Origin of the sequence: Bacillus sp. SM2101 (assembly GCF_018588585.1) — a bacterium.
Classification (GTDB): Bacteria; Bacillota; Bacilli; order Bacillales; family SM2101; genus Nanhaiella; species Nanhaiella sioensis.
On the sequence record NZ_JAEUFG010000002.1, the window covers coordinates 182223 to 197227 of the forward strand.

Genomic DNA, 15005 nt, shown 5'->3' on the forward strand with positions numbered 1-15005 from the left:
TATCGGTCAAATTATGCGGTTATCGGGTCAAATATTGATTTTATTGGGTCAATTTGAACTTTTTTCGGGTCAATATCAAGCTTTTATCGGTCTTCCGACTTTTAGAACACCTTAGCGTATATACAAGTATCTCTCAACTCATTCGAATCAATAGCTACAGCCTCATTTTTCAAAATTCGTTCTAACGTATAATTTAAAAGCTCTGGAATTGCTCTACTTTTTACATTTCTCGAATCACAGCGTATTTCAATTCTTCTCGCTTTCAATTCATCTTTAGCGAAATCAGTAATTCCTTGCACTGCTTCCGTCATATAACCCTTACCAGTGAAACGTGAATCAACCCAGTATCCTATTTCAAACTTTGGAATAGACCAATCGATTCTATGTAATCCGGAGGAAGCAACAAGCTGTCCAGAATCTTTCAAGAAAACAAGGAGGCGTAAATCATCTCTTTTCAAAAAATTCACATGTGCTTCCCTAATATTAATTTCTGTTTGCTGTTGGGATTGTTCCTTTTGTGCGAATGGCAACCAAGGCTGTAATTCAGGTAACGAAGCAGTAACAGCTTGATATACAGCTTCCCCATCACCCGGTTTTGGCATTCGTATGAGCAATCTTTCAGTAGTAAATTCCGTTGGAAAATCTAATAATATCGGATTCACTTAACCTCTCTCCTAGTCATAGTTGTTTTCTATATTTTCGTTGTGACTAACCCTTGTTCCTTCTCAACCATCAATAAAATGTATTAACATGTCTACAGACTGTTAACTCTGCCATGATTCATTAAATATACTTGAAAAATAACTATAAAACTGTCTTCAATATTTGATAAGGAGCTTCTATAAACGTTATGATAAAAGAATCTCGATAAGCGCCTCTTAATAATCGGTCATATCAGCTCAATTGAGTAAAGCTAATAAACCTTCTCCACGTTTTATATATATTTGTAAATGGTCTTCTAGTAAATTTGGATCGCGATTTAGTATATTTATAGTTTTCTTAGTGAAATTCCAATTTATACAACCTGATAACCATATTAATGACCTTAACCGCTCAAAGTCTTTATCATCTAGTATATCCGTTGCTCGATAGCCTTCTATAAAAGCTTCCGCTACATTAGATGACATCTTATGAGAATGTACTCCGTCAGTTCTTGAGTACCACTTCACGAGTCAAGCTAAACCTTCCACTCTATCTACATACCCAATTGATTCAAAATCAACGATGCCTTTTACACTTATTTGCTCATCCCAAAGTATATTTAACGGATTTAAATCCGACTGTACAATAAATTCATAATTCCCTACCGCTGATCTTTCAAAGTGATGTTCAATTAGCATGACATAATCTTCTATCATCTGTAGATGCTTTGCTGAAATATATGCTGTAGCAATATTTTCACGAATTTTGTTTATAAAATTCCTATAACCATGCAAGTGTGATTTTTTTATTAACTCATCACTATAAAAGTCACTTGATACATCATGAATACGTCTTGCCACCCTTCCAAATTCACCTGCAAGATATTCATTACAATGAGTGATATGTATACCTTCAATCCATTCAAACAAAATAAACAACAATAGGTTATTATCCCATTTGAGAGGTATAAATGGTTCATTTTTTGAAGTTTGTTTAACTCGCATAAATGGAATTTGATTATCAACAAGATAGTTACAAAAACGAATTTGCTCCAGCATAATAGTCTCATTCAATAAACCAAAGGCATGATGAGGAGAACGACTTTTGTTAATAAACCTTGCAGAATATCTTTTTCCACCAACAACTATTTTATAATGAAGATCACTATGCCAACTGTTATGATGTAGTTCTTTTTCAACAATTACTGTTTGTTTAGCTATCGTATAGTGCTTAAGAGCTTCATGAATTAATTTGTCCAAATATTTCTTATCCTCCTGCAATAGTATTGTGAGTTTACAATACTATCAAACTCCTACTTTGCGACTTCTTCTTTCTAATAAAATGACATCACGCCACCTACCTTGCATTTTGCCAATATGCTTTTGTATACCAATTTCTCGAAAGCCCGCTTTTTTGTGTAATGCAAGACTCGAAGCGTTCTCAGGAAAGATTCCCGCTTGTAATGTCCAAATTCCTTCCTCTTCACTCGATTTAATGAGCATATCCATCAGTTTCGATCCAATCCCTCTTCCTTGGCTAGCACTACTTACATATACACTTATTTCTGCAACACCATTATACACACATCTACTGGAAACTGGACTTAACGCAGCCCAACCTAAAACCTCGTCACCATCCCGTGCAATAAACCGACATTCTTTCAGATGATTACGATCCCACTCCTCATACATTGGAGCTTCATCTTCGAATGTGGCATTGCCAGTATTTATACCCTCTTGATATATGCCCTTCACTTGTTCCCAATCTTTTGGAACCATCTTGTCTAATATTATTTTTTTGGTCATATAATCACCTACCTAACATTACTATTCAATAATAATTTCTTAAATCCTGTTAGGATAAACAAGCAATCTGATGGATATTAATACTTGATTTTATCTTAACTAATTATCATACAAATATTAGCAGGAGAAATTGGCTCAATAATAGAAATACAAGCATGGGGTTATGTTCAACAAAGAGAAATCTCGTGGCTTTGTACATTCGAAACAAATAAAGCATACTGACTAAGTCCCTTTACTACTTCTCACTCAATGCATACTCGTTAAAAATTAACATGCATTTTTGAACATCTCCAACTAACTTTTGAGGTGAGATCATGTCTATAAAGCACCTTAGTGATTTGTCATCCAATTGGGGAATTGAGATTTCAAATTCAGCAAAACTATCAGAAAGAGCTACTCTTATAACTTCTAATAATGGAGAACGATATGTATTAAAGCAAAAAGAAAGCCCAGAAAAAGCGATAAGTGAAATAAAGCTATTGTTTCGTATAGATAAACAAGATATCAAGGTACATCTACCCATACAAACAAATGGAGGAGAATATTATTACTGTTCTGATAATGTTGTTTATTGTATTTACAACTACCTTGATGGCCAAACATTTAAAGCAATTGATACAGTAAAAAATACATCTATACCTGAACTACTTGGAAGTAACCTAGCTCAATTGCATCAAGTACTAAAACAAGTAAGTAATGATTTACAATTCCCGAAAAAGAACCTGTACAACCAAGTATTTGATTGGGCTGTTCAAGAAATATTAGATAATGAAGAAAATCAAGATTTATCAAGTATATATCATACTCTCCAGGTCGATTTAAAAAATGTCATACATGATTTACCACAGCAATTAATACATAGGGATGCACATATTTTTAATGTAATTATTCAAAAGGATAGACTTGCTGGTTTTGTAGATTTTGATATCGTTGAGCATAATGTTAGGTTATTCGATATTTGCTACTGCTCTACAAGTGTATTGAACGAAGTATTTTCTGATGAAGCTTTGAGGAAAAAGTGGTTTGATTTTATCAAAAACTTGTTTGCAAGTTATCATACAGTAAATCCTTTAAGTGAAGTAGAAAGAAAGTCTGTTGCATTAGTTATGTTATCCATACAAACAATTTTTATGGCTTTTTTTATGAATATACCTACCTTGTTTAACGCAAATAAAAAAATGTTCTTATGGTTATATGAAAATAAAGAGAGGATTTTAAAGCATAGCACACAAATGGTTGAATGATTTACGATCAGGATTATAATATACTTTCACATTTCTCATAAAGCTTTAGACAAATCACGTCTAAGGCTTTGTTCTCAAAGAATTAATTTCTAAACTTCAATAACAAATTGATTCAACAGAACCACTTAAGTGTCGTTTAATCTAGGTTCAATATAATAATCTGAAGATGTGGCAATCCCCACTTGTATGTCCCCTGACTAATTAACTTATGTTATGCTCGATCTCTCTCACCGACAAAATGGGGGCATGAGCTCAAAAAAAACTAGACATTCAATAGATTCTACCCCTTCAATGAACCCGTGACATCCTCCTTAAATAAACATAATGCACAGGTAATAATATCAACTTATGTTACTTTGTAGTATACACAATGACAAGTTGGCTTTGATCGTACACAGAGACCTTTTGGGATCTATAACGATAAATGGCAATGGATTCTCGGCTAGAACCAATTGCTTTTAATAGATATAAAAACATTCATACATGATAAGATCAATTTACTATATCTTCTTCTTACTTAACTATAAACTCTATATCTCCAGTAGTGAGAATTGTATTAATATTAACAATAACATCCGCATTTTCATAAGCATTATTTACGTAAAAGTCATCTGTATTTGAGAATAGTCTTTTAAAATTTGTTGATTGAAATCCTTTATTAGAGTTAATTTTAACTCCTACATCAGAAGGTAAATATATTTTTGTACTTCCCATAGCTTTTTTAAGAGTAACGTCAAAACTTTTTTCCCAGTCACCACTTAAGTCAATAGTTAGTTCACCAATTGCAGAATTGATATTTAAAATGTTTAATTGTAAACCTCGTAAATCTAACTCTGTGTATGTTGCCCCCGCATTAATATTAAGCTCCATAGGAATTTTATCTGTCAAATGAATATCCCATCTATTATTTTGACTACTAGAAAAAGCAGCATTAAAATCATCTATAATTGAAGCTTTGTCAGGTTGTTTTACTGTTATTGTTCCTTTGTCCATAATTAAATCATATGAAACATCTGGCTTAACTTCTACATCTTCATATTTAAATGTTCCTTCCGCCCAACCTTTTGCACCATTAGAAACATTTAAATAACCTGCACCATAATATAACAAAACCTCAAGTTCTTTGGCTTTGTCCTCCTTTATTTCATGTATTTCTTCTTTTATAATATTTTCCCTGGACTCTTCTTTGTTAACATTTTCTGTTATAGTTTCTATTTCATCATTTTTTGTCGCAGTTTCTTTTTCAGCATTTTCTGTTATAGTTTCTACTTCATCATTTTCTGTTATAGTTTCTACTTCATCATTTTCTGTCGTAGAAGTAAAGCCGCATGAAGTTACAAAAAATGACCCAATTATTACTATTACAAAAACAACAAACCCCTTCATTATTGATCCTCCCATAATTACTAGGTAGTAAGAAACAAATACTTTTACATTAAATTTGCAATATACAAATGAGAGATAGAGTCAAGGCTTACAAGATTTTGATACTGTATCTTTAATGATTTTGTGTAAACAAAGAATATATTCTACTAATAGCCATTCTTTATTCTATTTAACTCTTTAAGCATTGTGAGAGTTTAATTAAGATAGATAAGTATTTTTACAGCTATTTTTTAAGAGCCTAAAAAATATGTCTGTAACTCTTCCTCTATATTGTGATTATTCAAAGAGACTTGATAAGCCTTTGCATTTGGCCTTGAGCTAATAATTTTATTTACCTTTTGTTCAATAAAATGAATGGCAACTCCGTCATCTGCAGCAATACCGCCTTGTATGTCTCCACTATTAATTAATCTGTGATACGCTGGTCTCCGATCTATTTCTCCATCGTAGTGAGGACAATGGCTTCCTTTTAAAAAACCTAAACATTTAATAGACTCTAACCCTTCTCCAAACGAACTTGTAACACCTTCCTCAAACCAACATATTGCACCAGCACTAATACCAGCTAATATAATTCCTTTGTTCCAAGCTTTTCTCAAGATGTGGTCGAGCCCCCACTCTTTCCATAATACTAATAAGTTTTTAGTACTACCCCCACCCACGTAAATGATATCTTTCTTCAATAAAAATCCCTCTAAATCCCTTGTTTGTGGCTTAAATAAAGATAAATGGGATGGGCTACAATTTTGCTTATGAAAAAACTGATAAAATCTCTCTATATAATCTTCAGCATCCCCACTAGCAGTCGGAATAAAGCAAATGCTAGGCTTTGGTTTTATAGATTGCTTTAATATGTACTGATCCAACAGGGGATTGTCAGGTTCCATAGAGAAACCACCCCCACCTAATGCTATGATTTGTCTCACATAAATACCTCCAATCAATCTAAAACTTACACATTTAATGTTTATCCAGCAGTAGATGAAATCAACCCTTATAAAATTCCCAAATAATCCCTTCTACCTTACCATTCTCTCCAATATTTTTGCAACTCCGTCATTGTCATTAGTATCCGTTACCTCGTCGGCTATCTCTTTAAGTTCTTGGACAGCATTTGCCATTGCAATACCGTATCCATTCATATTAAACATGTCCAAATCATTATAATCATCTCCAAAAACAATGACATCTGATTGTTTGACACCAAAATGATTACATAATCTTAGTATCCCAGTTTTCTTTGATACATTTTTATTCATTATTTGAATGAGCTTACCATTGTCTGTTACGATTAATTTAACATACTCTCCGAACAGTTCCTGTAGCTTCTTAGCATCATTGAAACCTGTAAGTAACAGCTTTGTTGCTTCAAACTCTTTTAATTGCTCAAATGGTAAAATACGTGGACGATACTTAACATTGAATATTGAAGCATCACATATTTCTTCATTTGCAAACCATTTGTCTCGTACTTCAACACTTACCGAACAATTTTGATCGTAGTCTAAGCAATAGTCAAAGACCCTTGCTGTTATTTTCTTCGATATAGATATATGTTCTTCAAAATGTGATAAGTGATCAACAACAAGAGCACCATTGTAATAAACAAATGATGATACTTCTCGTAGCACGGTTGGTAAAAAGTCTTTGACTGTACGTGGAGGTCGTGCTGTAGCTATAATAATTTTTTTACCATTGTTATAGCAATTAAGCACAGCTTGTAAGTTTCTATTAGTAATGTGTTTTTCATTATTAAGTAATGTTCCATCAAGATCCAATGCGATAACAGCTGGATTCAACTACATTCTCCTCCCTAAATAGAGCCTTGCTAACTATAGTAAGCTATTATTTTTTTCAAAGGCTATTCTCGTAAACTGTGTTGTTGTTACCAAATCATACCATAAAAAGTGGTTATACATTGTTCTTCATCGTTGTACAGATGAAAAGATGCCACGAACAACGCTAGTTGTGTAAGCAACAATTAATGCGTAAACAGTCTTTTAAAACAAATTCGATGTTCTTACCACATATAAGTTAATTACATGAGTTTGAACTTAAAAATTAAAAATTCAGGTAGAGATTATTCCACCTGAAAAAATGTTCAACAAAAACTTCGGTTAAACCTTCGACAATCGCAGCTTGGAATCAGCTAGCGTAATATTTTCTACTAAATAATCTGGTAAGCCCTCGTGATTCATAACTTGTTCCGTAGCCAACCACATTACCTCGTCTACTTCATCAGGGCTTTTTGCAAATGGCTTGCCAGATTCATATTCACAAAGAAATACGATATCTACTACATGCTCTCCAAGATCGGTAACAAACGACGAGCTGTTTACATACCCAAGAATTGTAACTTGAACTCCAACTTCTTCAAATATTTCTCTCATTAGAGTTTTTTCTAAAATATCATTGTCCTTCTCTTTCAACCTTTCCACCAACTAAAGAGAGCTCACCACCTGCATGCTCTTCTTTCATACTGCGACGAATCATTAACCACTTTCCATCTTTATTAATAGCACCTTCAACATTGACAATAAACATGCGTATCCCCCTATTCCATTTTCTAAAATGTGAACCTCAGCGTTATTGTATGTATGAAATAAAAATTGTCCTCCAACCATTCCAAGTAATATGTAATGTGTTTTATTTAGGCTTTTTTCGTAAACTTTGTTGTATTTAATACGGACAAGTATGATGAGTTTTAGGAGAGCTGAATAATTATAAAAGTAGAAAACTTGGCACAAACGCTTGGAGTATATGTGCCTATAATAACAATGAGTACCACTAGATATGGTGACATCTTTTCTTCTATAAAAAAGTGACTGTTGAGTTAAAACGTTTACGAACAGAGCCTTTTATAAAAGTGAGTGCATCCTTCTTCAATATATTCGATCATATAATTACTAGACTTATATAAGTTCATTGCACTAATCCAATCATTGTCTGTTTCAAGAACAATTTTCTTATATCCAAATTGGCGAGCATACCCTTCTAGTTCATTAATCATCTTTCTAGCTAACCCTCTGCCTCTATACGACTTATGAACTGACATACGAACAATTCTACAAGTTTCTTCATTTTCTTTTATTAAGGCACCCGTACAACATAAAAAATTTTCATAACAACCTATTAAGAAGACAGATCCCACATTGGTATAAGCCTCTATAATATTTGTTAAATCAGGATTTAAAGACCGATCAAGAAACCCAAACCTCTCTGCTAAACCATCCAAAATCATTTCTTTTGCCTCATTTTCATGTTTTCTCGTCAGTTTTTTAATTGTTAAATTAAGAGCATATTTACTGAACACGCCCACCTCCATCCCCACTTTGTTCACTTGTGAAAAGCACTTTTTTATGAGTAATTTTGAGAATAGTTTGATTAATTAATATAATAAAATACTACAATTTCACTAGACTTTACTCACTTAAATGACACAGTTTAACTTAATCTTTACAATGTCGACAGAAGGTTTCGAAAAAACATGGAGACTCTTTGCTTTAGTTCTATTTTTTTATATTACCAGTTTAAATGATCACTGTGCTCAATTTTTTAGATGAAATATATTTGGAATCATATGTATGATCTAGGAGTATGGAAAAAGGAGATTACGTTTCTATGATTCAAAAATTGATTGTAGATGATGATGCAAGTATAAGGGAGTTACGTCATTTTCTTCAAACACAAGGCTTTGCTATTACAGGGGCTGCTAATATTATGGTTACGTATGATCAGCGTATGTTAGATTTATCTGATCGTATAATATTAACTAAGTGAATCGTCACATGAGATTAATGCCTTTCATTGAACTGAGATAGCTTTACTAAGGTCGTGTAAAAACGCCTCTTTAGTTATTCGATGAACAATCATATTCCATGGAAATAAATTCGAATGACCCACCATTTGTATTTTGCATAAAAGCCCTCCCCTCTACAAAGCCTGCCTTCTTATAGACCTTAATTGCCCGTTTATTAAAAATAGCAACTGAAAGAGTTATTTTTTGCGGATTATATTTCGTTTTAGCATAGTTCAGACCCGCTCTCAAGAAATCTAAACCTAAACCATGACCAGTTAATTTCGGCTTCAGTCCCAACCCTATATCGACTATAGACGTAGCAGTTTCGATAAAACTCATAAACCCAATAATTTCATTTTTTCTTTTAACTACATAATAATAATCTCTTCGTTTGTTTGCATTTAAAAATTCAACTAAATCTTCTTGGTCTGCTTCCATGTCATAAAAGGAATACTCTCCATCATAGTGCCAATTGAACGCTATATCCTCCGCTTGTTTTTGTGACATTTTTGTAAAGTCGTAAGTCATAATTCTTTCCTCTCTCTCAAAACATAGTCCTTTTCATGCTTGCTCACTGCTGCAATAGTCCAATTCAACTTTACTAATTAATAAAATTGTTCACATTTAATTAAAGTTGCTTTCACCTAGATTAATATATTTATAACTAATAAACATTACTTATTCAACTAGTATTCGTGACATTTCTGCTTCTATTAAATGATCGTTTAAAACCCCTTTTGTAACAATAGTAGAATGGAAATGAAAAGATAGTATAATTTACCTATAATTTGAAATTATAAGAATATTTATTCATAAATACTGCTTATAGAATGGCAAAGACGTAAAGTGAATATTAAACTTCTATTACCTGAATTCTTTATTAAATGCACTGATGGAAATGATGACTATTAAACTAGCCACTTTATTCTAGTTAACAAAATAAAGCGGCTCAAATTTATGACTTTTCATATGGTTACATACACTTTACCAAGAATAATCTATCTTTTATATATGTGTAACAAAATTTAGTATTAAGTCACTAGCATAACATCACATTCTATCTTAACCTTGTTGTCGCCCCACCATCTAAAGGCATGATTACACCAGTCACCCATGATGCACGATCACTAGCTAAATATAGAATTGCCTCAGCTACATCCTCTGGTTGACCATTTCTTCCTATTGGATGAAATTCATTAAAGGTAGGTAATGTTTTAGAAACTTGTTCTTCAGACATAAATGTGTTGTAAATTGGTGTTTCTACAACAGCTGGTGCAACTGCATTCACACGAATGTTATCCTTAGCAAATTCTACAGCTAAGTTTTTAGTAAGTGCGTGTCTGCCTGCCATTGCTGCTGAATATGCAGTAGATGGTGTCGCTTCTACTGATTGGATTGCCCACATTGAACCAGTATTGACGATTGCGCCACCTCCACGTTTTTTCATTTCAGGGATAGCTACCTGTGCTGGATAGAAGGTACCTTTAACGATCACATCAATATAACTGTTTAAATCATCTTCTGTGTGATCTAAAAAACCAGTTGGGTTGAAGATTCCCGTATTAGCAACTAGTACATCCACACCTCCAAATTCTTCAACTGCTTTTGCAACTAATTTTTCAGACGTAGCTTTAACACTTATATCTCCTGCCACATATGCAATGTTTTTACCTGTAGGATCAAGTTCCTTCGCTGCTTCAGTTAAGATACTTTCTCTTCTCCCATTTATGACTACTTTCGCACCTTCACCGATAAACTTCTTAGCCGTAGCCTTTCCAATTCCAGAGCCACCACCTGTAATGATTACCACTTTATCTTTGAACATCTTGCATTCCTCCTGCTGTTTTTATTTGACCTAGAGATCAATATCACTTGCTTATTCACATTTTACCTATCAATAGGTAGAATTGCAAGAGAAAAGATTTTTTTCTAAACGACTTTATTATGATTTGATAAAATAGCTATTTGAGTGGGTGTAGATCGGCAAGCTTTATTTAAAAGGGCCTTAATCCATACAAAGCTCATTTGTCTAGTACCATACTTTTCACACTTAACAGAAGTCGCCAATGACGTTTTTATTTCGATGACTTTACGAAATAGACTCCTTTGAATGTTTTTCAGCTTTAATTCGATATTATTTTTTCTCTGTTAGTGCATTCTCTGCTTTACAAGTGTTATTACATAGGGTCTTGAACGATTTGTTCTGTAGCATCTATTAATAACAAATCCGCCTAAACTATAAGAGTAGCCACTTTATTATCCCAATAATAAAGTGGCTACAATGATTAATTTAAAAGATATTAGGATGTTTTGTTAATCAGCTTTTCTAACTCTTTTGCTATCTTACTAATATATTTTTCACTGTCAAAATTCTTTTTATCTAGCTCTCCTGCCATACGCTCTAAATCTCTTTCAATATGCTCAGTAATATTTCGAACATGGATAACCGTTTCATTAGCAGTTTCTTCAGCTAAAAAAGCTTCTTGAAGTAAGATTTTCACTTCTTCTCCATCGACTTCACCTAGCATGACACTGTTTACGATCATTGCTGATAATTGTTCCATTTGATTCGAATCAGATTTGAACGCTTCAATATGCTGCTGAAGCTGCTGAGCTGAATTAATAAACTTAAGCCAATTTACGTTACCTATGCCTCCAGCTTCACTCTTAAATACAAGATATACATCATGGACACCTTTTGCGCCAGATATTTCAGCTGATTCAGTTACCCATGACTGCCAACCGCCTGTTTTCGTAATATTAATTGTTCCAATTAAATCTCCAGTAGGGCTATCTATATGAAGCTCAATCATCCCACCTTCAGAGTCAGTTGCTACCCTCGCTTCAACAGCTACAGCTCCCTCACCAAAGTCAACATTGTTGTAGCCTATATAATCACCATTATCAGTATGACCAACGTTCAGGCCTCCACCAACGTCACTAGAATTTTCAGTTTGAACACCGTACTGTGTATCATAGTTTTCAGCTTCAATTTGTTCAAAAGCATTTATTGCAGGATTGTCCTGTATGGCATCCGAAAATGTAAACCAGTTTAGGTTACCTATACCTCCAGTTTCACTTTTGAACACAACATATAGGTCATGAACACCATCTGCCCCTAAAACTTTTGCTGATCTTGTCACCCATGATTGCCAGCCACCCGTTTTTTCAACATCTATAGTACTAATGACAGGCCCAGTTGGGCTATCTAATCTAAATTCAAGTTCTCCACCATCGGCATCTGTAGCTACTCTCGCTTCAACAGATATTGCTCCACTACCAAAGTTAACATTTTTAAATCCGATATAGTCCCCGTCATCTGTATGCCCAACGTTTAAACCATAACCAGCATCATTAGCTCCTTCAGTTTGAATACCGAACAATGTATCATAGTTTTCAGCTTCAATTCTTTCAAATGCATTAACTTCGTTTGTAATTTCATTCGTTGCTGAAAATTCAAACCAGTTAAAGTTACCAATACCATTTGAGCCGCCTTTAAACACAATATACAAATCATGTACACCAATTGCATTTTCTACTTGGGCAGAACTAGTTATCCATGATTGCCAGCCACCTGTATTCGGAATATCTATTGTACTAATCAATGTGCCTGTTGGACTTCCTAATCGAAACTCTATTTGTCCTCCATCAGCTTCTGTAGCAACCCTTGCTTTGACAAGTTGGGCGCCATCATCAAAATTAACATTTTTAAATACTACATAATCATCATTATCAATTTGTCCAACTACTAAGCCGCCACCGATATCATTTGCTGATTCAGTTGCAACACCTTCCATTGAAGAAAAGTTTTCAGCTTCCATTTGTTGATACGGGTTAAGTTCGAATAATCCACTATCTCCTTCCTGTTCACCGTTCCATGTAAAGGTAGCTACTGCCCCAGCAGGAAGTGAATACTCAAACGCTTGTGTTCCCCATCTTACTTTAAACGTTTTTTGTTCATTTGTACTATTCATTGCGAGTAATACTTTTGAACCGTCTGGATTTTTGAATACAACATTCTCTATTTCCGTATTTTCATTAGACTCTATTCTCTTTGCCCCTGGCTTTACAAACTTACTAATATGTCCAAGCACGTAATACTCTACGTTCTTAACAATATCTCCAGTACCTTGATTTACTGTAACAACGCCACGACAGTCAACACATCCACCATTTATCGGACCAAAATTTTCGTCTAGTGCTAAGTTCCATAATAAGACTGATTTTGCCCAATTGCGCGTTGCACCTATTACAATATTAGACATATTCCAATTTAAATTATCACCAAAATCAGTTGCCCATTCCCCACCAGAACATTCAGTAAACCAAATTCCTTTATCTGGGTGTGCATCAAACACTGCAGATTGTGACTCTGGTGTACCTGCATAACAATGGAATGCACTTCCTGCTACATAAGAATTAGCCTCTTCATCATTTAACACTTGAATTGGATAATCAAATTCATTCCAATTGTGATCCCAGGCAATAATCTTTGTATCCATTCCTTCTGCGTTAAAGGTAGGACCTAGATAATTTTTCACGAAATCAATTTGTTGATTTGCATCCATATACATACTTGGATAGCTGGTTGTTTCATGATGAGGTTCATTTTGCACTGTCACAGCATAAATTGGTAATCCTTCACTTTCATACGCTTGAAGATATTTCACAAAATAATCCGCATAAGACTGAAAATGTTGAGGATCCAAGCTCCCCCCATTTAATGTACCACTCTCTTTCATCCACGCTGGTGCACTCCATGGTGTACCTAAAATTTTCAATTGTGGATTAATACTTTTAATTTGTTGCAGAACAGGAATGACATCGATTCGATCTTCGTCAATTGTAAAATGACTTAAGGTTGGATCTATTTCACCTTCAGGCATATCATCGTACGTATAGCTTTTTAGATTAAAATCCGACGCACCAATTGTTTGACGCACAAAGCTTAAATCAATACCCTTTTCACTAAATAAATCATTTAAAATTTGTTCCTTATCACTTTCATTTAATTGGTTCAACAAATACGCTGAAGAGCCTGAAACTGCAGCCCCAAATCCATCCATTTCTTGGTATTCAATATTTTCATCAATATGAATATTTGCGGATGAGCTATCTCGTGAAAACGTAATATCTTCTTGTTGCTCAAGTAATTTAGTTTCATCAGGGGTTGTAAGCCAAACTTGAACGGATTCACCTGCTGCTATACCTTTATCTATCCCAATAAAACTTGTAAAAGTTAAACAGAATATAAGAAAAAACACCGCTATTGAACGAAGAGTTTTACTATTTCTTTTAAACATGTGCTATCTCCCCCACCTTATTTATATTTATTTAACAAAAAAATGTAAACGTTATCATTATTAAGCCTACAAGTAGAGTTGTCTTATTTGTTTTTTGCTACATTTACTCACCTACCCTTTTATCTCTTTATGTAAACGTTATCATTTTATAATATTATCTTATAACAAACTTTATTTATATTCTATATTTTTTTACTCACAATGTTTTCCAATTCATCTATTAAAATGAGCAATATTAGGTCATTATGTTGACTTAATATTGCTCACATTTAGTTTATTTATACCCCTCTAGTAGAATTTAACTCAAAGTATGATAGTATACGACCATTGTAGTCTTTATTTATGAGGAACGTAAATCCAAGTTTTTCTAATACATTCATCGACCTCTCATTCCTTGTTCTAACTCTAGCAAACAATTTTTCAATCCTTAAATACTTAAAAGCAAAACCTATTGCTACATTAGCTGCCTCTGTTGCATAACCATTACCCCAATACTGTTGATTAATGAGGTAGAGTATTTCAACATCTTCTGTATCGTCTATATATCTTAAACCACAATGGCCGATAAGCTTGTCGGTTTCTTTATGTATAACTGCCCACACACCAAAGCCATATAGATTCCAATGGCTTACTATATTTTCCACGTAGTTTTTTGTCTCTTCACGGGACATCCCCTCTCCCCTGGCTAACCACATTCCAACTTCGTTTTGCTTGACGATTTTATACAGTGATTCAATATCGTTATGAGTTATTTTCCTCAAGTATAGGCGAGTGGTTTCTATGTTATCATTATTTACCTCGTTATCACTTAAGCTTTGCATCATAT

At 33.9% G+C, this 15005-nt stretch carries 12 protein-coding genes and 2 pseudogenes; 2 read left to right on the forward strand and 12 right to left on the reverse strand.

Annotation, left to right across the window (positions count from 1 at the left end):
• Positions 1-101 precede the first annotated feature (101 nt).
• The 3 genes and pseudogenes from JM172_RS02995 to JM172_RS03005 form a co-directional block, all read right to left on the reverse strand.
• The gene (locus tag JM172_RS02995) at positions 102-662 is read right to left on the reverse strand and encodes a GNAT family N-acetyltransferase (protein WP_214480591.1); all 561 of its coding nucleotides are present in this window, start codon (positions 660-662) and stop codon (positions 102-104) included.
• 237 nt (positions 663-899) lie between these two features.
• A pseudogene (locus JM172_RS03000) lies at positions 900-1901 on the reverse strand (phosphotransferase enzyme family protein).
• A 45-nt stretch (positions 1902-1946) separates the two neighbouring features.
• Entirely contained in the window at positions 1947-2447 is a 501-nt protein-coding gene (locus tag JM172_RS03005; RefSeq protein ID WP_214480592.1) for a GNAT family N-acetyltransferase, read from the reverse strand.
• 314 nt (positions 2448-2761) lie between these two features.
• On the opposite strand from JM172_RS03005, the gene JM172_RS03010 reads away from it, so the two are divergent.
• A complete protein-coding gene (locus JM172_RS03010; RefSeq protein ID WP_214480593.1) occupies positions 2762-3691 on the forward strand; it encodes a phosphotransferase enzyme family protein in 930 nt (309 codons plus the stop codon).
• Positions 3692-4204: 513 nt separating this feature from the next.
• On the opposite strand, the gene JM172_RS03015 is transcribed toward JM172_RS03010, so the two are convergent.
• From JM172_RS03015 to JM172_RS03035, 5 genes and pseudogenes are all read right to left on the reverse strand, one after another.
• Entirely contained in the window at positions 4205-5077 is an 873-nt protein-coding gene (locus JM172_RS03015; RefSeq protein WP_214480594.1) for a toast rack family protein, read from the reverse strand.
• Positions 5078-5307: 230 nt separating this feature from the next.
• Positions 5308-6003: a Type 1 glutamine amidotransferase-like domain-containing protein gene (locus JM172_RS03020; protein WP_214480595.1), complete on the reverse strand. Its 696-nt coding sequence runs from the start codon at positions 6001-6003 to the stop codon at positions 5308-5310.
• A gap of 93 nt (positions 6004-6096) precedes the next feature.
• Complete coding sequence (locus tag JM172_RS03025) at positions 6097-6876, reverse strand: Cof-type HAD-IIB family hydrolase (protein WP_214480596.1); 780 nt, start codon at positions 6874-6876, stop codon at positions 6097-6099.
• A 318-nt stretch (positions 6877-7194) separates the two neighbouring features.
• A pseudogene (locus JM172_RS03030) lies at positions 7195-7621 on the reverse strand (NUDIX hydrolase).
• A 298-nt stretch (positions 7622-7919) separates the two neighbouring features.
• A complete protein-coding gene (locus JM172_RS03035) occupies positions 7920-8390 on the reverse strand; it encodes a GNAT family N-acetyltransferase (protein ID WP_214480597.1) in 471 nt (156 codons plus the stop codon).
• Positions 8391-8698: 308 nt separating this feature from the next.
• Between JM172_RS03035 and JM172_RS03040 the strand changes: the two genes are divergently transcribed.
• Entirely contained in the window at positions 8699-8857 is a 159-nt protein-coding gene (locus JM172_RS03040) for a hypothetical protein (protein ID WP_214480598.1), read from the forward strand.
• Between the two features lie 70 nt (positions 8858-8927).
• Here the strand turns inward: JM172_RS03040 and JM172_RS03045 are convergent, their stop codons facing one another.
• From JM172_RS03045 to JM172_RS03060, 4 genes are all read right to left on the reverse strand, one after another.
• A complete protein-coding gene (locus JM172_RS03045; RefSeq protein WP_214480599.1) occupies positions 8928-9404 on the reverse strand; it encodes a GNAT family N-acetyltransferase in 477 nt (158 codons plus the stop codon).
• A gap of 529 nt (positions 9405-9933) precedes the next feature.
• Complete coding sequence (locus JM172_RS03050) at positions 9934-10701, reverse strand: SDR family NAD(P)-dependent oxidoreductase (protein WP_214480600.1); 768 nt, start codon at positions 10699-10701, stop codon at positions 9934-9936.
• Positions 10702-11176: 475 nt separating this feature from the next.
• Positions 11177-14179, reverse strand: coding sequence for a carbohydrate-binding protein (locus tag JM172_RS03055; RefSeq protein WP_214480601.1), 3003 nt, complete (start codon positions 14177-14179; stop codon positions 11177-11179).
• 278 nt (positions 14180-14457) lie between these two features.
• Positions 14458-15000 carry a GNAT family N-acetyltransferase gene (locus JM172_RS03060; RefSeq protein WP_214480602.1) on the reverse strand — a complete coding sequence of 181 codons (543 nt, stop codon included), beginning with the start codon at positions 14998-15000 and terminating at the stop codon, positions 14458-14460.
• Positions 15001-15005: the final 5 nt, after the last annotated feature.

Bases quoted from the DNA above. Each gene is read 5' to 3' on its own strand.
- JM172_RS03060 (WP_214480602.1), bottom strand. From the start codon at position 15,000: ATGCAAAGCTTAAGTGATAACGAGGTAAATAATGATAACATAGAAACC.
- JM172_RS03055 (WP_214480601.1), bottom strand. From the start codon at position 14,179: ATGTTTAAAAGAAATAGTAAAACTCTTCGTTCAATAGCGGTGTTTTTT.
- JM172_RS03015 (WP_214480594.1), bottom strand. From the start codon at position 5,077: ATGAAGGGGTTTGTTGTTTTTGTAATAGTAATAATTGGGTCATTTTTT.
- JM172_RS03045 (WP_214480599.1), bottom strand. From the start codon at position 9,404: ATGACTTACGACTTTACAAAAATGTCACAAAAACAAGCGGAGGATATA.
- JM172_RS03040 (WP_214480598.1), top strand. From the start codon at position 8,699: ATGATTCAAAAATTGATTGTAGATGATGATGCAAGTATAAGGGAGTTA.
- JM172_RS03010 (WP_214480593.1), top strand. From the start codon at position 2,762: ATGTCTATAAAGCACCTTAGTGATTTGTCATCCAATTGGGGAATTGAG.
- JM172_RS03005 (WP_214480592.1), bottom strand. From the start codon at position 2,447: ATGACCAAAAAAATAATATTAGACAAGATGGTTCCAAAAGATTGGGAA.
- JM172_RS03050 (WP_214480600.1), bottom strand. From the start codon at position 10,701: ATGTTCAAAGATAAAGTGGTAATCATTACAGGTGGTGGCTCTGGAATT.